This window comes from Faecalimicrobium dakarense (assembly GCF_000499525.1).
GTDB lineage: Bacteria > Bacillota > Clostridia > Peptostreptococcales > Peptostreptococcaceae > Faecalimicrobium > Faecalimicrobium dakarense.
On the sequence record NZ_HG529390.1, the window covers coordinates 15194 to 33496 of the forward strand.

Genomic DNA, 18303 nt, shown 5'->3' on the forward strand with positions numbered 1-18303 from the left:
AATTTGATTTTTTGGGACTGAAATATGAATTTTGATTAGTTATGTAAAAAATTTTACTATAAATATAATTTAAAATAAAAAATATTAAAAATGCAAAAAGTAACAAAATATAACAAAACACTGAAAACTCTTGATTAAGTAAAGTAAATGTGCAATATTATATAAGTGATTAAAAAACAGTGTTTAATATTAAACACTGTGAAATATATATAGTATTTAAATAGGAGCTGAAAATGAAAAAATAGGTTACGTAGTTATGCCACTTATATTAGGTATGATGTTTGTATTGGGTATAAATAAATTTTTTGATTTAAAAATAAAAGATTTATTAAAAAGCAAAGACTTAACTACGATTATGAATGATTCATTAAGTGATATAAAAGATAAAGGAAGTATAGCAAATAATTACTTTTTAGAGAGAGAAGATGCTCTTATATTAGGCTCTTCAGAGTTAGGTCATTCAACAAAACAACATCCAACATACTATTTCAATACGAATAGGAGTGAACATGGTGTAGCAACTATAGGAAGGGCATATACTCAGAGTCTGCAAGATGCAACCATATTAGGTAGTTTAAACCCAGAGATTAAAGATAAGAAAGTAGCTTTATTAATATCGATGCAATGGTTTATGGATAAAGAAGGAGTAACTGAAGGGCATTATCAATTTAGATTTTCTCCATCACAATTTTATAATTTTTTAGATAATCCTAAAATATCTAAAGAAAGTAAAAATAAGCTAATTGATAGAAGTAAAGAACTTTTAAAAAATTCTGCTGAATATAAGCCAGAATATGTTTATGCAAAACTATACAATTCAAATGACTTTATTTCGAAAACTGAGAAGTTTTTACTAAAACCATATCTTGAGCTAAGAAAATATTTTGTAAGACTTAAAGAAAAAGGTCTACTTTATAAAGAATTAGTATCCTTAAGTGATGCTAAAAAACACACACCAAAAGGAACCATTGATTGGGAAAAAGAAGAAACTAAAGCAATAGAAGATGCCAAAAAAAGAGTAGGAAAAAATGATTTAAACATTGATAAAGGATACTATAAAAAGCATTTTAAAGGCGGGCTAGATAAAGTTAAAGGCAAATATAAAGATGTTAATTTAATGGATTCTAAAGAGCTTAAAGACTATGAATTTGGATTACAGGTATGTAAAGAATTAGGCATAAAGCCTGTGATAGTAATGTTACCTTCTATGGATAAATACTACAATATAACTGGTATATCAAGAGAAGAAAGACATGAACTTTACAATAAAATAATATCGTTATCTAAAAGCTATGGATTTGAAGTCATGGATTTAAGAGATAAAGAAACCGAAAAATATTACTTAAGAGATGTAATGCATCTTGGAACGAAAGGATGGGTAGATGTTAGTGAAAAATTATATAAAGAGTTTGATAAATAATAGAGAGCTAATGATGAGCGTTTGTTTCACTCTAATCATAATATTAGCGATACTAATATTAATATTTACACCATTTAAGCAATTACCATTTGTATATAATGAGTTTTAATGAGGGGGTTATAGGATGAAAATTATTGAAGGTATAAAAAAATATGCAAATACCGATAGAATTGCAATAATATGTGAAGGCGAAAAACTTTCATATAATGAGCTAGATAAGTACTCAGAGGCAATTGCAATATATTTAAAATCTATACATGGCGAAGAAAATACACCTATATTAGTATATGGGAATAAGGAAAATATGATGATGCCTTGTATGATAGGTGCATTAAAATCTGGTAGGGCATATGTTCCTCTTGATACAAGCTTCCCAATAGATAGAGTTAAAACTGTAACTGAAGAAGTTAATCCAAAGGTATTATTTAACTTTGGCGAAGAAGTTGAATTTGAAGATGTTATAGTAATAAATAAAGAAAAACTTGAAGATATAATAAATGAGTATAAAGAAAAATCAATATCTAGTGAAAACTGGGTAAAAGAAGATGAAAATGCATATATATTATTTACATCAGGAAGTACAGGAAAACCAAAAGGTGTACAAATAAGTTCTAATAACTTAGATAGTTTTGTAAACTGGATGAGTCCTTATCTAAAAATAGATGGAAGTGAAAAAGTTATGATGAATCAAGCGGCATATTCATTTGATTTATCAGTGACAAGTATATATCCTGCATTAGTAAATGGATCTACGTTATTTTCAATATCTAAGAAGGTATTGGCAGATTATAAGTTATTATTTAGTGAATTAAAAGAATCTAATATGTCAGTATGGGTATCGACACCATCATTTGCAGGAGTATGTTTATCTGACTCAAGCTTTAATCAAGAAATGATGCCAAATCTTGAATCAATGATATTTATAGGTGAGGTTTTACCGAAAAATGTAGCTAAAGAGCTTATGGAGAGATTCCCAAATACAAGAGTTATTAATGGATATGGACCAACAGAAGCAACTGTAGGAGTAAGTGTAAATGATATAACATTAGAATTTATCGAAGATGAAAAGAGCTTACCTGTAGGATATCCTATGGATAACTGTAAGATTAAAATTGTTGATGAAAATGGAATTGAAGTTGAAAGTGGGCAAAAAGGTGAAATAATGATAATAGGCCCATCAGTTTCAAAAGGTTACTTCAATAATAAGGAAAAAACAGATGAAGTATTTTATTTTGATGAGATAAATGGCGTAAAACATAGAGCATATAAAACAGGTGATATGGGCCACATGCTTGAAGGTAGAATATATTACTCTGGGAGAGTTGACTTCCAAGTTAAGCTAAATGGATATAGAATAGAAATAGAAGATATAGAAAACAACCTAAGAAAAGTTAATAATATAAAAAATGCAGTAGTAATGCCTATATATAAAAATGATAAAATAGCATATTTAAAAGGTATAGTTCAGCTAAAAGAAAAGAATGAATTAAGTAACATAAAAAATGGTACATTAATAAAGAAAGAACTATCAAAATATCTGCCACAATATATGATACCTAGAAATGTAACTGTTATAGATGAGTTCCCTATGAATACAAATGGGAAAATAGATAGAAAGAAATTAATGGCTGAATTATAATGACTTTTTCACAGTACGGAGATTACTTCTATCTTTATATATTATTATTAACATTAACACCGGCAGTAGTATTAGGTTTACTAGGTAAAAACATAAAATATTATGGCATAATAGCAAGTGTATTTATGATATTTTTAATAATAGGAAGAGACGTTAGTCTTTTATATTTCACAATGTTTATGATATTTGAAATATGTCTAATAAAAGGATATTTTTATATAAGACAAAAGACTAAAAATAAATATATTTATTGGGTATTTTTATTTGCTTCAATGCTTCCTATAATAATCAATAAACTTTCACCATATACATCATTTGGAGTTATTGGTTTTATCGGAATATCATATCTAAACTTTAGAACGATACAAATGATAATCGAAATTTATGATGGGGCAATAAAAGAAGTTAATTTATTCAAAACATTATACTTCATAATATTCTTCCCAACATTAAGTTCAGGTCCGATTGATAGATCGAGAAGATTTGAAGCTGACTTAGAAAATAGTATACCAAAGGAAGAATATATAAATGACTATTTAGTTCCTGGTTTTGGTAAAATTTTAATGGGAGTTGGATATAAGTTTGTTTTAGCATTTTTAATAAATACTTATTGGATGTCAAAGATTCCATCAGATATTAACTTTGTTAATTCTATAAATTATATGTACGCATATAGTTTATATTTATTCTTTGATTTTGCAGGATATAGCTTATTTGCAGTAGGAACAAGTTATATACTAGGAATTAAAACTCCGGATAACTTTAATAAGCCATTTATAAGTAAAGATATGAAAGAATTCTGGACTAGATGGCATATAAGTCTTTCAAGATGGTTTGGAGATTATATTTTCTCAAGATTTGTAATTTCTTCTATGAGAAAGAAAAGATTCAAAAAAAGAGCGACAGCAGCACATGTTGCTCAAATGATAACTATGATAACTATGGGATTTTGGCATGGTTTAACATGGTATTACATCTTATATGGTGTATATCAAGGGGTAGTACTTATCCTAACAGATATATATCAAAAGAAATCTAAATTTTATAAAAAGCATAAAAAAGAGAAATGGTTTGAAATTGTTCAAATTGTAATAACTTTCAATATTGCATGTTTTGGATTATTGATTTTCTCAGGATATTTTGCTTAAAATAGGGAGGAATAAAAATGAGACAAGTAGTTATAGAAATATTTGAAGAAGTATTAGGGTATGATGATTTAGAAAATAACCAAGATTTAAACTTATTTGAAGAAGAGTTATTAGACTCATTAGCTATAATAGAAGTATTATTAGAAATCGAAGGAAGATTAGGTATAGAGCTTCAACCAACTGATTTAGAAAGAAGCGATATGGCAACTGTAAATAACTTAGTTAAGTTTTTAGAAACAAGAAAGTAATATAAAATTAAAATAAACTTATTTAAATTAATAAAAAGATATTATCATAAATTTATGGTAATATCTTTTTTAATTTAAGATTTAAATATTCAATTTGAAAAATATTTATATAGATTTTATATTTAATAATAAAGGAGTTGCCATATTTATATTGGCCGCTTTTTTACTTTGCATTATTTCGATAAAAGACTTTTGGAGAACATCCTGTCTCTTTTTTAAAGTTAGAATAAAAGGCAGACATGCTTTCAAATCCGCATTCAAAAGCACTTTCAATAATTGTTGATCCTTCAAGTAGCATAATCTTAGCTTTTTTTATTCGAATAAAACGAATGTATTGAGAAATCGTTTTTCCATAGAATTGAAAAAATAGTTTATTCAGATAACTTTTATTCACACCGAGATTTTGAATTTGTTTTTCAAGTTCATTTTTATCATAAAAATATTTATTTATTATACTTTGGGCACTTTGAGTTAATTCCTCTAATGGAAAAAACTCAAGAAGATCGGGTCTACATCTTTTACAAGGCCTATATCCTTCATCCATTGCGTTTTGCCTATTATTAAAAAAGGTTACATTACTCCTTAGAGGAGCTTTTGATTTGCAAGATGGTCTACAAAAAATCTTTGTAGTTTTTACTGCATAAAAAAATTTACCATCGCTTTCTGTATTATTTTCAATAACAGACATCCATTTTTCTTCATCAGTCATAGTAATTATACCTTAGTGATTGTCTATGTAGTCTTGTAACTGTTTATGCCACTTAACAGTATCGTATATCTGAGTATCAGTTGTTTCACCCATCAAAAGATCCATTAAATGTCTTGGATTTTTACCACCAATATGCATTGATTTTATGCAAGAAATACAATACACGCAAACATCATCACAAGGCATTGAACTTGCTCTTTCTTTCATTTTTTCATTAACTTTTTCGACTGGTAGATTTGGGTAAAAATTATCTCCGCAGCAAATTGAGCGCGTTCCATGAAACTTTGTTTCCGCAACATCAATATTCATCTTTTTTAGTAAATTACGTACAGCTTGGTGAACTTGAGGCTTTTCGCGAACAGGACAGGCATCTTGTACAGATACTTTTAAACCTTTATAGTCAGGATACTTAAATTCGTCTAGTCCATCGATTATTTCCCAAATAGAAATTGTTGATATACCTTCATACAAACTTCTAAAACGTCTGTCACATCCAGCACATACATTGATAATCAATGAGCCTGTTTCAAGCTGAGGATCATGGTAACAGCATATTTTGTGTAACGCAACTTCTCCATAATTTTCATTCAAAAACTTTAAAATCTTATTTTCCATTTCAGGCTTATATATACTTAAACCGCAGCCTGGATTAAAATATGTTTTTGTCATAATACGTTTTCTCCCGTGTAAAATTGAATTTTATTAAGATATATTTTGTTTCTATATTAATTATAACAGTAGATAGATAAAAAAACTTCTCGATTTTTGATTTCTAATTTTTCTGCACTATAGATATTAATTAAAAGAATAAACTATGAATATATAATAATAAGCAATAATTATTTATTGAAAAACAATAAATAATTATTGACTAATATAAAACGAGGATTTATAATTAATTTAAAGATAAACATTGTTTATGAAATAAATAGAATTTAAAATATAAATTATTATTAACGGAGGAAATGAAATGAAAAAATATGTTTTAGCTTTAATACCTTTTATAATAGGGATAGGATGCTTTATTGCTTTTAGTGTAATAGGAAGTGAAGTTGCTCCTGATGGGACTCTTGTTGAACCATTCTTTTTAGTTCCAATTGGATACTTATTCTTTGCTACTGGAATAGTTGGATTATTAATTAGTGGTATAAAATCTTATTTTAGCCATAAGGCATCTGAAAGATAATAATTTTAAAATATTAGAAATGGGTAATAAATATAGATATTATTATATAAAGTTTAAAATACAGTAAAAACATACTTAGTTATAGTAATGTTTATAGAAAGTTTGTAAATATAAGAACAGATATATATCAAACCTCATAAAATATTGTAAAAAAATATATGAGAGGATGTATATATGTGAAATCAAGTAGAAAAAACATTAAAAGATCCAGAGAGCCAGTATACAAATATGCACTAACAAATTTAAATCTAAGATCTCAAAAATCAACTGATTCAAGTATAATAACTGTAATTCCAAAAAACTCTAAAATACAGGTAATAGATTCAGAAGATGAATGGATTAAAGTATCTTATGGACCTAAACAAGGATACGTATATAGTGACTTTGTATCAGTAAGTCAACATCCATGGAGTAATTTAAACTTGAGGGAAGGGAAATCTACAACATCTGAATCATTAGCAATAATACCTAAAGGGGCTAGAGTTGAAGTTTTAGAAGAAATTAGAGATTGGAGCAAGGTAGTATATAATGACCAAGTAGGCTATGTCTTTAATTACTATCTATCTAATGATGGAAATCCACCTGGAATGCTAGATTATACAGATTTTTATACTGATATGACTAAGTTTGTTAATGAAAATAATGTTAAAAGTACTAATAATTATTTAATTACTACTGACCTTTTAAATAAATATACTTATATATTTAAAAGGGATAATGGGAATTGGGTACAATTATATAAGTGGCAATGTACAGTAGGAAAGCCTGAAACACCAACCATAACAGGTATGTTCTATATAAATGGGAGAAAGCCTTCTTTTGGAACTGATGAGTATATGGTTAAATATGCCACTAGAATTAAAGATGGATATTATTATCATTCTATATTATATGATGCAACAGGAACTTATGTAATAGATCCAAGGCTTGGAGAAGCAATTAGCCATGGATGTGTACGATTAGATACAGCTAATGCAAAATGGATATATGAAAATATACTAGATACAACCACAGTAGTAATTCATTAAATTAAAATATATATACAAAGGAGATTGTTATAATAATATAATAATCTCTTTTTATTATAAATATTTTAAGTTTCAAAACTGAAAGATTTTTATCAAAAAAAGGATATATAATTATATAAGAAGAGAAAATATAAATAATTATGTAAAGGAAGTGAAAACTTGCAAAAAATTATAATAATAGAAGATGCACATAGAATAAGAACAGAGTTAAAACAGTTACTAGAGAAGTATGCATATGAGGTAAAAGCTCCAGATAAATTTGAAAACATAATAGGCTATATAAATGAAGAAAATGCAGATTTAATTTTGCTTGATATAAACTTGCCAGTATATGATGGATATTATATATGTAGAGAAATAAGAAAAACTTCAGAGATACCTATAATAATAGTAACGAGTAGAGATAGTGAAATAGATGAGCTAATGAGTATGAACTTAGGTGCAGATGATTTTGTAACAAAGCCATACAATACTCAAATATTATTAGCAAGGATAAATGCTATATTAAAAAGAAGTTCAAAATCCACAAAAACAGAAGATATTTTAAATTATAATGGCCTTAAATTAAATTTATACAATAGTAGTATATCTTATAATGAAATTACTATAGAAATAACTAAAAATGAGCTAAAAACTTTAAGTTATTTAATAAAAAATAAAGGAAGTATAGTATCAAGAGAAGAGCTTATGGAATATCTATGGTCTACAGATTATTATGTAGATGATAATAGCTTATCTGTAAATATAACTAGACTTAGAAAAAAACTTGCTGATATAGGTATGGAAGATATTATAGAAACTAGACGTGGACAAGGATATATAATTAAATGAATATAAAAGATTATTTAAAAGAATATCAATTATTTATATTTATAAATATAGCTCTATTTATTCCATTGGCATTATTCTTAAATTTTATAAATATAGAAGATATATGGATTATAGGTATATTTATAGTATGGTTTTTACCAATATCTATATTGCTAACAGTTAATTATGTAAAAAAAGCAGAGTTTTACAACTCGGTTATAGAAAGTCTAGAAAATTTAGATAAGCAGTATTTACTTACAGAAACTATAGATTATCCAGATTTTTTAGAAGGTAAAATAGTTTATGAAGCTTTAAATAATATAAAAGGAGATATTCACAATCATATAAAGTCTTATGAAGATAAACAAATAGGATATAGAGAATATATAGAAATGTGGATACATGAAATTAAAACTCCTATAGCCTCATCTAAATTAATAATAGATAATAATAAAAGTGAAGTTACTAAAAATATTGAAAAAGAGATAAATCAAATAGAAAGTTTTGTAGAACAAGTACTTTACTATTCTAGAAGTAATGACACAAGTAAAGACTATATAATAAAAGAACTTAATCTATCATCAGTTATTAAAGAAGTAATAAAAAGAAATTCTAAGGATTTTATATATAAAAATATAAAGCTAAATATAGGAGATATAGACTATATAGTTTATACTGATATAAAATGGATAGAGTTTATACTGAATCAAATACTTAGTAATGCTATTAAATACTCAAAATCTAAAGATGGCAAGGTAGATATATATTGTGAAAGGTATGAAAATAATATAGTGTTGTCTATAGAAGATAATGGAGTAGGAATTCCTATAGAAGATATAGATAATATATTTGAAAAAGGATTTACAGGAACTAATGGTAGAAAATATGGAAAGTCAACTGGTATGGGATTATATATATGCAAAAAGCTTGCGATTAAATTAGGTTTAGGGATAAATTTAAGTTCTAAAGAAAATATAGGAACAAAAGTTAATATAGTTTTTCCACTTGGAAAAATAACTTTATTAGAGTCATAATTATTTATGGCTCTTTTTAATTTTAAGTTATAAATTATGTATATGATATTTAAATAAAATGATAACGTATTCTAAATATCATAAATCTAAATTCTATACACTAACTTGGTAAAATGTGGTAAAATTGTGTTTGATTTTGCTATAATCGAAAAGGAAAAATAAAAGTTTATAAGTTTGGAGATTTAATATAAATAATCTACATACGTATATTTATTAAAAAGGGAATTATTAGTTGTTAGGAGGGGATATTTTCATGGTCCTTAACATAGCTATTTGTGACGATGAGCTTATACATAGGCAGGTTTTGTCAAATTATTTAGATAGGACATTTCCTATAAAATCTTATAAGTTAGTAGAGTTTGCTAATGGGGAAGAGTTAATAGAAAATTATCCTGAAAAACTTGATATATTATTATTAGATATTCAAATGACGGGGATTAATGGGATTGAAGCAGCAAAGAAAATAAGAATGTTTGATACAAATGTAGTTATAATTTTTACTACTGCTATTATAGAGTTTATGCAGCAAGGATATGAAGTAAGAGCATTTCGATATTTATTAAAGCCTATAGATTATAATGAATTTTCAAAGCATTTATTAGAATGTAAAGAAGATATTGCAAATAGTTATAAAAATTATTTAACGATTAAAGAAGAAACTGAGGGAAATATTATTATAATACCTATAGACTCTATATTATATATAGAGACAGATTCTAGATGTGTATTAATACATACAGATAGTCAAACATACAGAACGAAAGTGAAGATTAATAAATTTGAAAAAGATTTAGAAGATAAAAAGTTTTATAGATGCCATAGATCATATTTAATAAATTTAAATAAGGTAAGATGCATAAGTAAAGACTCGATTTTAATCAAAAACAATGAAATATTGGTTAGTAGATATAAAATAAAAGATTTAAAAACAAGAGTAACAGATATATTAGGGGATTTATTATGATAGATATACATGATTATTTTGCACATGTGATAAGCTTTATTGATATATTAACATATTTATTTTTATTTAAATATATATTAGATTATTTTAGCCATAAGAAGTTTGACAATAAAATTATTTATACAGTAATGATTTTAATATCTATAGCTATATTTATATTTGAGTTTGAAAGTTCTATAGTATTTATATTAATTTGTTTTACTTTCTATAAAATTAATTATAATGAAAGCATTTTTAAGTGCATCCTAGTCAGCTGTATATATTGGTTTTGCATATATATACCTATTGAATATATTAGTTTAGATTTAGCCTTTATTATAAACTTTAATGATTTAACTAAAGATTACTACATAAATCCTAATAAAGTTGAATTAGAAAGCATGATAATTCAATTTGTATTTATGTTATCGTCATTATATACATTGATATATGCAAAAAATTTCTATAGATTTAAAAAGATATCAGATATATTTATATGTATTCCAGTTATAATAAATATTTTGACTTTAATAGTAGCATTTAGGTTAATTGCCATAGATAGAAGCTTTTTTAAAGTTGATATTTTAATCTTAATATTTATGCCTATTCTAATTTTAATCTCTAATTTATATTTCTTTAATATGATGAAAAAAATTATAAAAGGTTATAAAGTAGAACATGAAAACAAAACTCTTAGAGAAAATATACTTAAAGAATATAATTATTATTTAAATATCAATAAAGAAAAGGATAAAGTTAAAAGTTTATATCATGATACCAAAAACCATATGATATGTATAAGGCATTTATGTAAAAATAATGATACAGAAAAGATAATAGAGTATATAGATAGTATGGAAGCCAATATAATAAAATATAAAAAATATAATGATGAGTTTCATACAGGTAATATGATATTAGACTCAATACTAATAAATAAGAAATCAATATGTATTGAAAAGCAAATTGATTTTGATATTAATATAGATTTTTCTAAAAATGATTTTATGGATATGATGGATGTATGTACTATATTTTCTAATTTAATAGACAATGCAATAGAGGCTTGTGATAAGATAAATAAACCTAATATAATAAAAAAAATAAAGCTAGGAAGTAAATATGTAGACCAGTTTTGTATTATTTTAATTGAAAATACTAAAATAAATGAAATTAATCAAAAAAGAAATTTATTTATAACTAGTAAAAAGGATTCATATATCCATGGAATAGGTTTAAATAATATAAAAAAATCGGTTGAGAAGTATTTAGGAGAAATGGTTATTAACCATTCTGAAAATAAATTTGTTGTTAAAATTATGATTCCTTGTAAAATATGAAAATAAAATAACATCTGAAATACTAATAAAAAACTGACTCTTAATAAGAATCAGTTTTTTATTAGAAAATAATATAGATTTATTTAAGTACTAGCATATAGAATACGATTTGATAATGAAAAAAATGCTTGCATTGATGGAGATAGCCATTTATTTTTTTTATAAATTAGCTGAGTATACATAGGAATACTACAATTTGGCACAGAAAGTAAATGAATATCATTTTTAGATATAGATTCAGCAAGAGCTACCCTAGGTAAAAATGATATGCCAAGATTTTCTTTCACATATTTTATTATAATATCTGTATTTTCAATTTCTAAAGAGGAAGTAATTGAAAGATTCATTTTACTAAGAATTTGCTCAAAGGATTCACGATAGTTACATTCTTTTTCTGTTAAGATAAAGTTTTCATTAATTAATTTTTGTAAAGGAATCGCATCATATTTTGCAAGATGATGTTTAGTAGAGCAAAAGAAAGAAATAGTTTCTTCCTTTTCAAAAACGGTAATCCAGTTAGGATTAGTAATTTTATTATCTAAAGCTATAATAAAGTCTACTTGGCTTTTATTTAACATTTCAATAATTTCTGATGTAGTACCAATTTTTATAACAAGCTCAACTTTAGGATAAGCTATTAAAAATTCTTTAAAAATATCTTTAAATATAGATGTGCAAAGAGATTCTACAATGCCTATTTTAAGAACACCAGAAGGTTCATGATTGCAAGACATAGCTTCTAGGGCCTCCGACGTACATTTTGTAATAGCATAAGCATAATCTAAAAACTCTATTCCTTTATTAGTAAGAGAGATCCTTTTCCCGATTCTTTCGAAAAGTAAAAATCCAAGTTCATTTTCTAGTTGTTTAATTTGCATAGTGACAGTTGATTGAGCGTATTTTAGCTGGTCAGCGGCCTTTGAAAAATTCTGAAATTCAGCCACTTTAATAAAGGTTTCAAGATGTCTAAGTTCCATAAGATCTCCTTATCAAAATTTATAATAAAACATATCATATAATTCAATTTCACGAATATGAGATTTTATACTACAATAACTCTAGGATACCTTAGTTTGAAATTTATTTCAAGGAGGATAAGATAAGTATGAAAGATTTAGAGAGAATATGTAAAATAGCTGTTGTACAAGCATCACCAGTTTTATTTAACAAAGAGAAAACAATAGAAAAGGCAGTAATGCTTATTAAAGAGGCATCTAAAAAAGGTTCCAACTTGATTGTTTTTCCAGAGGCTTTTATACCTGCATATCCAAGAGGATTTTCTTATGGATATATTGTAGGAAGTAGAACTATGGAAGGTAGAGAAGATTGGAAAAGATACTATGATAATTCAGTTATTGTTCCAAGTTGTGACACTGATATTATTGGAGAAGCTGCTCGTGAAGCAAATGCATATGTATCTATGGGGATAACAGAAAGAGATCCAATAAATTGTACTTTATATTGTACTCAACTTTTCTTTGGACCAGATGGAAGTTTATTAGGAAAACATAGAAAGTTAAAGCCAACAGGTACAGAAAGATGTATATGGGGCGAGGGCGATGGAAGTGGACTTACTGCTGTTGATACTGAATTTGGTACAGTAGGTGCATTAATTTGTTGGGAAAATTATATGCCATTAGCAAGAGTTGCTATGTATCAACAAGGAGTATCAATATATTTAGCTCCAACAGCTGATTCAAGAGAAGAGTGGCAAGCTACTATGAAGCATATTGCTTTAGAGGGTAGATGTTTTGTAATTGGTTGTAACCAGTACGTTACTAAAAGTATGTACCCAACTGATTTTAAATGCCAGGATGAGATTGAAAAATGCCCAGAAGACATGTGTCCTGGTGGCAGCTGTATTATTGATCCTTTTGGTAAATACATCGCAGGGCCTGTATGGAATAAGGAAGAAATTTTGTATGCTGAATTAGATATGGACCAAGTTGTATTAAGTAGAATGGATTTTGACCCAACTGGTCATTACTCTAGACCAGATGTATTTAAACTAAGTATTAATGAGGATTAGAGAAAAGTATTTTTATAATAATTTAACATAGTTATAAACAAAGTATATAAATAATTTGAAGAATTAACATAAACAAACTATTACTTATAAATCATGCAAACCTATATTAAGATACTATGAGGTAAATGTATCTTAATATAGGACTTTTTTATTTTTTGTCTAAATTTTTATTATAATTAATATACTAAATTCAAGGTCAGAACAAGTAATATTAAGTGTACCATTATATTTTTTTACTATATCATCTAAATTTTCAAGTCCAAAGCCGTGCATTTTATTATTATCCTTATCAGATATATACTTTCCATTATTAAATTTAATATTACCGTTATAATTATTAGTAATAGAGTAGCTAAAATATCCTTTATCACAACGCGCTTTTACAGAAATTTTTCTTTGAGATATATCACTTATTTTTTGTGAAGCTTCAATAGCGTTATCAAGTGTATTTGCAAACATAGAACACAAATCAATATCTTCTATCGGAAGAATATTTTTTATATCAATATTAAAGAAGCAATCAATTTGATTGTCTATTGCTAAATTATATTTCGAATTTATTACAGCATTTACTATACTATTTTTACAAAATACCCTATTGCTTACTCTAAATTTATCTGAAAGCCCATTAAAATAATCCTTTGCTCCATCTAAATTATCATACTCTAAAAATGAGTATATTATAGATAAATGGTTATTCATATCATGATGAAGTTTTCTTATTTCAAGTTGATTTTCCTCAAGCTCTTTATAATAACTATATTCTAGTTTAAGATTTTGATTTTCAAGTTTATTTTTAACGCTTTTAACGATATACTCAATAAGAAAAATCATACTAAGATTTGTTACTATACATGCAATTGCAATTGGGTATGCTTGAAGTACCTTTGAATTAGGTGTATTTATAATTGTTACTATAATCGAAATAAAAGGGGCTATGGATATAATATCAATCATAATCCATGTTTTTATATCAATGTACCTGCTTATATTATTAAGCTTATCTTTTGAAAAATTATAAATTAAACACCATGTAAGAGCGATAATGCCCATTTCAAGGATAGTAGTAAAGTAATCTAGCCACAATGTTTCGCCTAAAATAAGATATATTTTTCCATTAAGGTCTTTTGCAAGTAAGTTTAATGATACTACAATAGGATAAAAAATCATTACAACAGAAATATTTTTAATATAACTACCCTTATAAAAAATAACCATCATTAAAATAAAACCAATCATAGTATAACCTACATTTACAATGTCAGAAGCATAAATAATTGCATTTGGAATAAGATAAGCTCCAACCATAGAAAGCAATTTAAAGATTTTACTATCTTTAACATCACAAAAGCTATTAATTACTTTATAAAAGTAAAAGCTTGTAATAAAATAAGATACCAATAAAATAAGATTTTCAATTATATCGTAATACATAATTATACCTACCTTAACATTGTTTTTGCAAACTCAACCATAAATGAATTATATCTACCACGACTTATAGGTAAGTTTTCATCGTTTATAGTTAAACTATTAGATTCTACAGAAGAAACAAAGTTAATATTTACAAGATAACGTTGGTGTATCCTTACAAAGAATGATGGTAGATTATTTTCAAGCTCATCTAACTTATCATAAAAATCAATGTTTCCAGTTAAGGTAACCGCATTTACCTTACGTTTATCACTTGTAAAATAAAGAGTATTATTTAAGTTTATTTTTTTAGTGCCTGATTTTAATTCAACAATATAAAATTTATCCTTAATATAATCTAATTCTTCAAGGGCAGAGTCTAAAACTTGTCCTATTTTTTCAGAGGTATAAGGTTTTAATATATAATTAAAAGCTTTAACTTCGTATCCTTGGAAAACAAAATCTGGATATGCTGTAACGAATATAATAACAGACTTTTTATTGTGTATTCTTATATTTTTAGCTGTTTCAATACCATCTAAATTTTTCATTTCTATATCGGAAAATATAATATCATAATTTTCATTATTTATAGAATTAATAAGCTCTTCTCCAGATTCAAACTCATAAATTCTATAATCTAATCCCTTTAAGTCTAAATGTATGGATAATATATTTTTTAGTAAATTAAGCTGAGACTTTTCATCATCACATATTGCAATTTTTAGCATTAATTCTACCCCCTTATATTTTAAATTATATCATTTGAAATAGTAGCTTTCTATTAGAGATAAGTTTATTAACCAAAAATTACAATATAAATACCAAAGATTACATTTAAGCTAATATTTAATTTTCAGAGATTACCTTACAATTAATGTATAAAGAAACTCAGTAAAAATTATTTCAAGTTATAACTTATTTGAAACGCTTGATAGAAATTATAAATATTAGGAGGTAAATTTATGCTTAAATTAAGGAATTTATATAAGAGCTATAAAACAGGGAGTGTAAATTATGATGTATTAAAAAACATATCTTTTGAAGTTAAAAAGGGAGAATTTGTAGCAGTTATGGGACCATCGGGAAGTGGTAAGACAACTCTTTTAAACAGTATATCTTGCTTTATACCATTTGAAAAAGGTGAAATATTATTGGGAGGAGAGAATATATCTGGATTAAATGAAGAAAAGCTTGCAGATATTAGAAATCAAAAACTTGGGTTTGTTTTTCAAGACTTTATGCTATTAGATGGATTAAGTGTAATAGAAAATATTTGCTTACCGCAAATTATAGCAGATAAAGATGTTTTAAAAATGGAGGTACTTGCAAATAAACTTTGCAACACATTTGGAATTTCACATATTAAAGATAAGTACCCAGCAGAAATTTCAGGAGGAGAAAAGCAACGTACTGCCGTTGCAAGAGCTCTTATTAATCAACCATATGTTATTTTAGCTGATGAACCAACAGGAAACTTAGATAGCAAATCGGCTAGGGCAGTTATAGATTCATTTGTTCAGGCTAAATCTGAACTTGAAGCAACCGTGTTTATGGTAACTCATGATAGTTTCGCAGCATCATTTTGTGATAGGGTCATAGTTCTTAAAGATGGAGAAGTATACACTGAGCTTACAAGAAGTGAAAACCGTGTAAAGTTTATGGATAAACTTCTTGATACCCTAAAAAATTAGGAGGTGATGATAGTGACAATGAACAAGATTATATCAAAGCTTAGAAAAAATAGTATAAAGAACTATTATGTATTAATATTTTGTATAACTTTATCAGTCTTACTTGTTACTTCCTATGCATTAATGTTTTTTAGTCCTACAGTACTAAATATTTTACCAGAAGGTGGAGACAGTAGAAAACAAGGTTTTATGATATTTTCTATAGCAATTGCTGGATGTGCTGTATTTACAACGTATGCTTCTTCTTTATTCTTTAAATATAAAAGTCGTGAGTTTGGAATTTTAATGGCATTAGGAGAAAGAAAATCAAAGCTTAAGAAATTACTTTTAAAAGAACTTATAGTTATTATTCCTTTATGTTTAATGGGAGGAATACTTCTTAGCATTCCGACTTCTTACGGTATATGGAAACTTTTTCAGATATTTATTATAGATACTAAAGAGATGACATATCAATTTGGAGCTACAGGGCTTATATTTGGAATAGGATTTTGTATTTTTGTAACACTTTGCATTTTTATAAATGGAGTAAAATTTATAAAACGAAGCAATATTATGGATGTTATATATGAACAACGTAAATCTGAAGTTGTTAAAGATGTAAAGCCTTGGTGTGGAGTAGTTGGATGGATTTTAGTTATTGCTGGAATATTTTTAGGATATATATTACCTATGATAGTACTTAGGGTAATTGGATATAATATGCCGTCTATATGGAATGGAGTATATTTACTATCACTTGTAGGCATTTATATGATAATGCTTCATGCAATAATATATAGTAAAAAAGGAAAAAATCCTAAAAAATATTATAAAAATATTATATCAACAAATATGATGAGATTTTCAGGAAGACAAACTGTTAAAAATATGTGTGTTATCACATTTTTAATTGCAGGTGGATTGTTTGCATCATTTTATGTACCAACAATGATTTCTAATTTATTTGTAGATATCAAAACTAACCCAATAGATTATTCTTTTTACTACAAAGGAAGTGAAAATCAAATAAGTAAAGACGAAATATATTCACTTGCTAATGATTATAATGTTTCAATAACTGATTATTATGAAACGGGTGCAATATCACTTGTTACAAATGGTTACTATAGAAATTATGATGAAAATAATATGCTTACAAATGATTATGTTGAAAAAATGCAATATAACCAGTTTTTTAAAGAAAGTGAATTTAATATAATTTCAGGACAAGATATTGATATAAAATCAGGAGAGTATCGTACAATTATACTTGATGGAGATTCAGAAAGTATTTGGGATAAGTGGGATGACCTAGACTTAATAACGCACCCGGTTACAGGAAAATCAGAAAAAGTAAAGTTTGCAGGAACTGCATCATTTAGGGCTTTTGCAAAGCAATATAAAGAAAGATATATAATATCAGATGAAGATTATGAAAGACTTTCAAAAGATATACCAGTTGAAAAATATAATGAATATATATTATTTAATGTAAAGAATCCAGAGGAAACATATTCATTTGCAAATGAGTTAAAAAATGAAATTTTAAAAAGAAGTTCAGATGATGTAGCTTTTGATACAATTTATGATGAATATGAAGAAAAATTAGCTAAAGAAAAGGGGAATGAATACTATTATGGAACTAAGATAGACCTTTCACCTGAAAATACTCAACTTTTT

The 18303-nt window shown here is 26.2% G+C and carries 18 protein-coding genes; 13 read left to right on the top strand and 5 right to left on the bottom strand.

The features are described 5' to 3' along the window. Nucleotides 1–256 precede the first annotated feature (256 nt). The 4 genes from dltD to dltC all read left to right on the top strand — a co-directional run bounded on the left by dltD (nucleotide 257) and on the right by dltC (nucleotide 4455). Nucleotides 257–1420, top strand: coding sequence for a D-alanyl-lipoteichoic acid biosynthesis protein DltD (dltD, locus tag BN899_RS13625; protein WP_042276420.1), 1164 nt, complete (start codon nucleotides 257–259; stop codon nucleotides 1418–1420). 124 nt (nucleotides 1421–1544) lie between these two features. Next, nucleotides 1545–3059, top strand: coding sequence for a D-alanine--poly(phosphoribitol) ligase subunit DltA (gene dltA, locus BN899_RS13630; protein ID WP_042276423.1), 1515 nt, complete (start codon nucleotides 1545–1547; stop codon nucleotides 3057–3059). Further along, entirely contained in the window at nucleotides 3059–4207 is a 1149-nt protein-coding gene (gene dltB / locus BN899_RS13635) for a D-alanyl-lipoteichoic acid biosynthesis protein DltB (RefSeq protein WP_042276426.1), read from the top strand. The genes dltA and dltB overlap by 1 nt, the downstream gene beginning before the upstream one ends. Before the next feature lie 17 nt (nucleotides 4208–4224). Further along, on the top strand, nucleotides 4225–4455 hold the full coding sequence (gene dltC / locus BN899_RS13640) for a D-alanine--poly(phosphoribitol) ligase subunit DltC (protein WP_042276428.1): 231 nt from the start codon (nucleotides 4225–4227) through the stop codon (nucleotides 4453–4455). 163 nt (nucleotides 4456–4618) lie between these two features. On the opposite strand, the gene BN899_RS13645 is transcribed toward dltC, so the two are convergent. Together BN899_RS13645 and BN899_RS13650 are read right to left on the bottom strand one after the other, a co-directional pair. Then, nucleotides 4619–5164 (bottom strand): Ada metal-binding domain-containing protein, encoded by a 546-nt coding sequence (locus tag BN899_RS13645; protein WP_052356860.1) that lies wholly within the window; start codon nucleotides 5162–5164, stop codon nucleotides 4619–4621. Between the two features lie 12 nt (nucleotides 5165–5176). Beyond that, nucleotides 5177–5833: a (Fe-S)-binding protein gene (locus tag BN899_RS13650; RefSeq protein WP_042276432.1), complete on the bottom strand. Its 657-nt coding sequence runs from the start codon at nucleotides 5831–5833 to the stop codon at nucleotides 5177–5179. Between the two features lie 301 nt (nucleotides 5834–6134). Between BN899_RS13650 and BN899_RS13655 the strand changes: the two genes are divergently transcribed. The 6 genes from BN899_RS13655 (at nucleotide 6135) to BN899_RS13680 (ending at nucleotide 11505) form a co-directional block, all read left to right on the top strand. Beyond that, a complete protein-coding gene (locus BN899_RS13655) occupies nucleotides 6135–6350 on the top strand; it encodes a DUF3955 domain-containing protein (RefSeq protein WP_042276434.1) in 216 nt (71 codons plus the stop codon). A 176-nt stretch (nucleotides 6351–6526) separates the two neighbouring features. Further along, entirely contained in the window at nucleotides 6527–7378 is an 852-nt protein-coding gene (locus BN899_RS18705; protein WP_330362562.1) for a L,D-transpeptidase family protein, read from the top strand. 159 nt (nucleotides 7379–7537) lie between these two features. After that, nucleotides 7538–8209: a response regulator transcription factor gene (locus BN899_RS13665; RefSeq protein ID WP_042276436.1), complete on the top strand. Its 672-nt coding sequence runs from the start codon at nucleotides 7538–7540 to the stop codon at nucleotides 8207–8209. After that, complete coding sequence (locus BN899_RS13670) at nucleotides 8206–9222, top strand: sensor histidine kinase (protein WP_042276438.1); 1017 nt, start codon at nucleotides 8206–8208, stop codon at nucleotides 9220–9222. Before BN899_RS13665 ends, BN899_RS13670 begins: the two co-directional genes overlap by 4 nt. 253 nt (nucleotides 9223–9475) lie before the next feature. After that, nucleotides 9476–10186: a LytR/AlgR family response regulator transcription factor gene (locus BN899_RS13675; RefSeq protein ID WP_042276440.1), complete on the top strand. Its 711-nt coding sequence runs from the start codon at nucleotides 9476–9478 to the stop codon at nucleotides 10184–10186. Next, on the top strand, nucleotides 10183–11505 hold the full coding sequence (locus BN899_RS13680; protein WP_042276442.1) for a sensor histidine kinase: 1323 nt from the start codon (nucleotides 10183–10185) through the stop codon (nucleotides 11503–11505). Before BN899_RS13675 ends, BN899_RS13680 begins: the two co-directional genes overlap by 4 nt. An 83-nt stretch (nucleotides 11506–11588) precedes the next feature. Here BN899_RS13680 and BN899_RS13685 read toward each other — a convergent pair whose 3' ends face one another. Then, nucleotides 11589–12482, bottom strand: coding sequence for a LysR family transcriptional regulator (locus tag BN899_RS13685; protein WP_042276444.1), 894 nt, complete (start codon nucleotides 12480–12482; stop codon nucleotides 11589–11591). 128 nt (nucleotides 12483–12610) lie between these two features. Here BN899_RS13685 and BN899_RS13690 point away from each other — a divergent pair, with 128 nt between their 5' ends. Then, nucleotides 12611–13534 (top strand): carbon-nitrogen hydrolase family protein, encoded by a 924-nt coding sequence (locus tag BN899_RS13690; RefSeq protein WP_042276447.1) that lies wholly within the window; start codon nucleotides 12611–12613, stop codon nucleotides 13532–13534. 159 nt (nucleotides 13535–13693) lie between these two features. On the opposite strand, the gene BN899_RS13695 is transcribed toward BN899_RS13690, so the two are convergent. Together BN899_RS13695 and BN899_RS13700 are read right to left on the bottom strand one after the other, a co-directional pair. Continuing rightward, nucleotides 13694–14968: a sensor histidine kinase gene (locus BN899_RS13695; protein ID WP_042276450.1), complete on the bottom strand. Its 1275-nt coding sequence runs from the start codon at nucleotides 14966–14968 to the stop codon at nucleotides 13694–13696. Nucleotides 14969–14976: 8 nt separating this feature from the next. Beyond that, on the bottom strand, nucleotides 14977–15678 hold the full coding sequence (locus BN899_RS13700; protein WP_042276453.1) for a LytR/AlgR family response regulator transcription factor: 702 nt from the start codon (nucleotides 15676–15678) through the stop codon (nucleotides 14977–14979). Between the two features lie 234 nt (nucleotides 15679–15912). Between BN899_RS13700 and BN899_RS13705 the strand changes: the two genes are divergently transcribed. Both BN899_RS13705 and BN899_RS13710 read left to right on the top strand, forming a co-directional pair. Beyond that, entirely contained in the window at nucleotides 15913–16641 is a 729-nt protein-coding gene (locus tag BN899_RS13705) for an ABC transporter ATP-binding protein (RefSeq protein WP_330362563.1), read from the top strand. Nucleotides 16642–16659: 18 nt separating this feature from the next. Continuing rightward, nucleotides 16660–18303: FtsX-like permease family protein (locus BN899_RS13710; protein ID WP_161628750.1), on the top strand; the 1644-nt coding region annotated here is incomplete at its 3' end.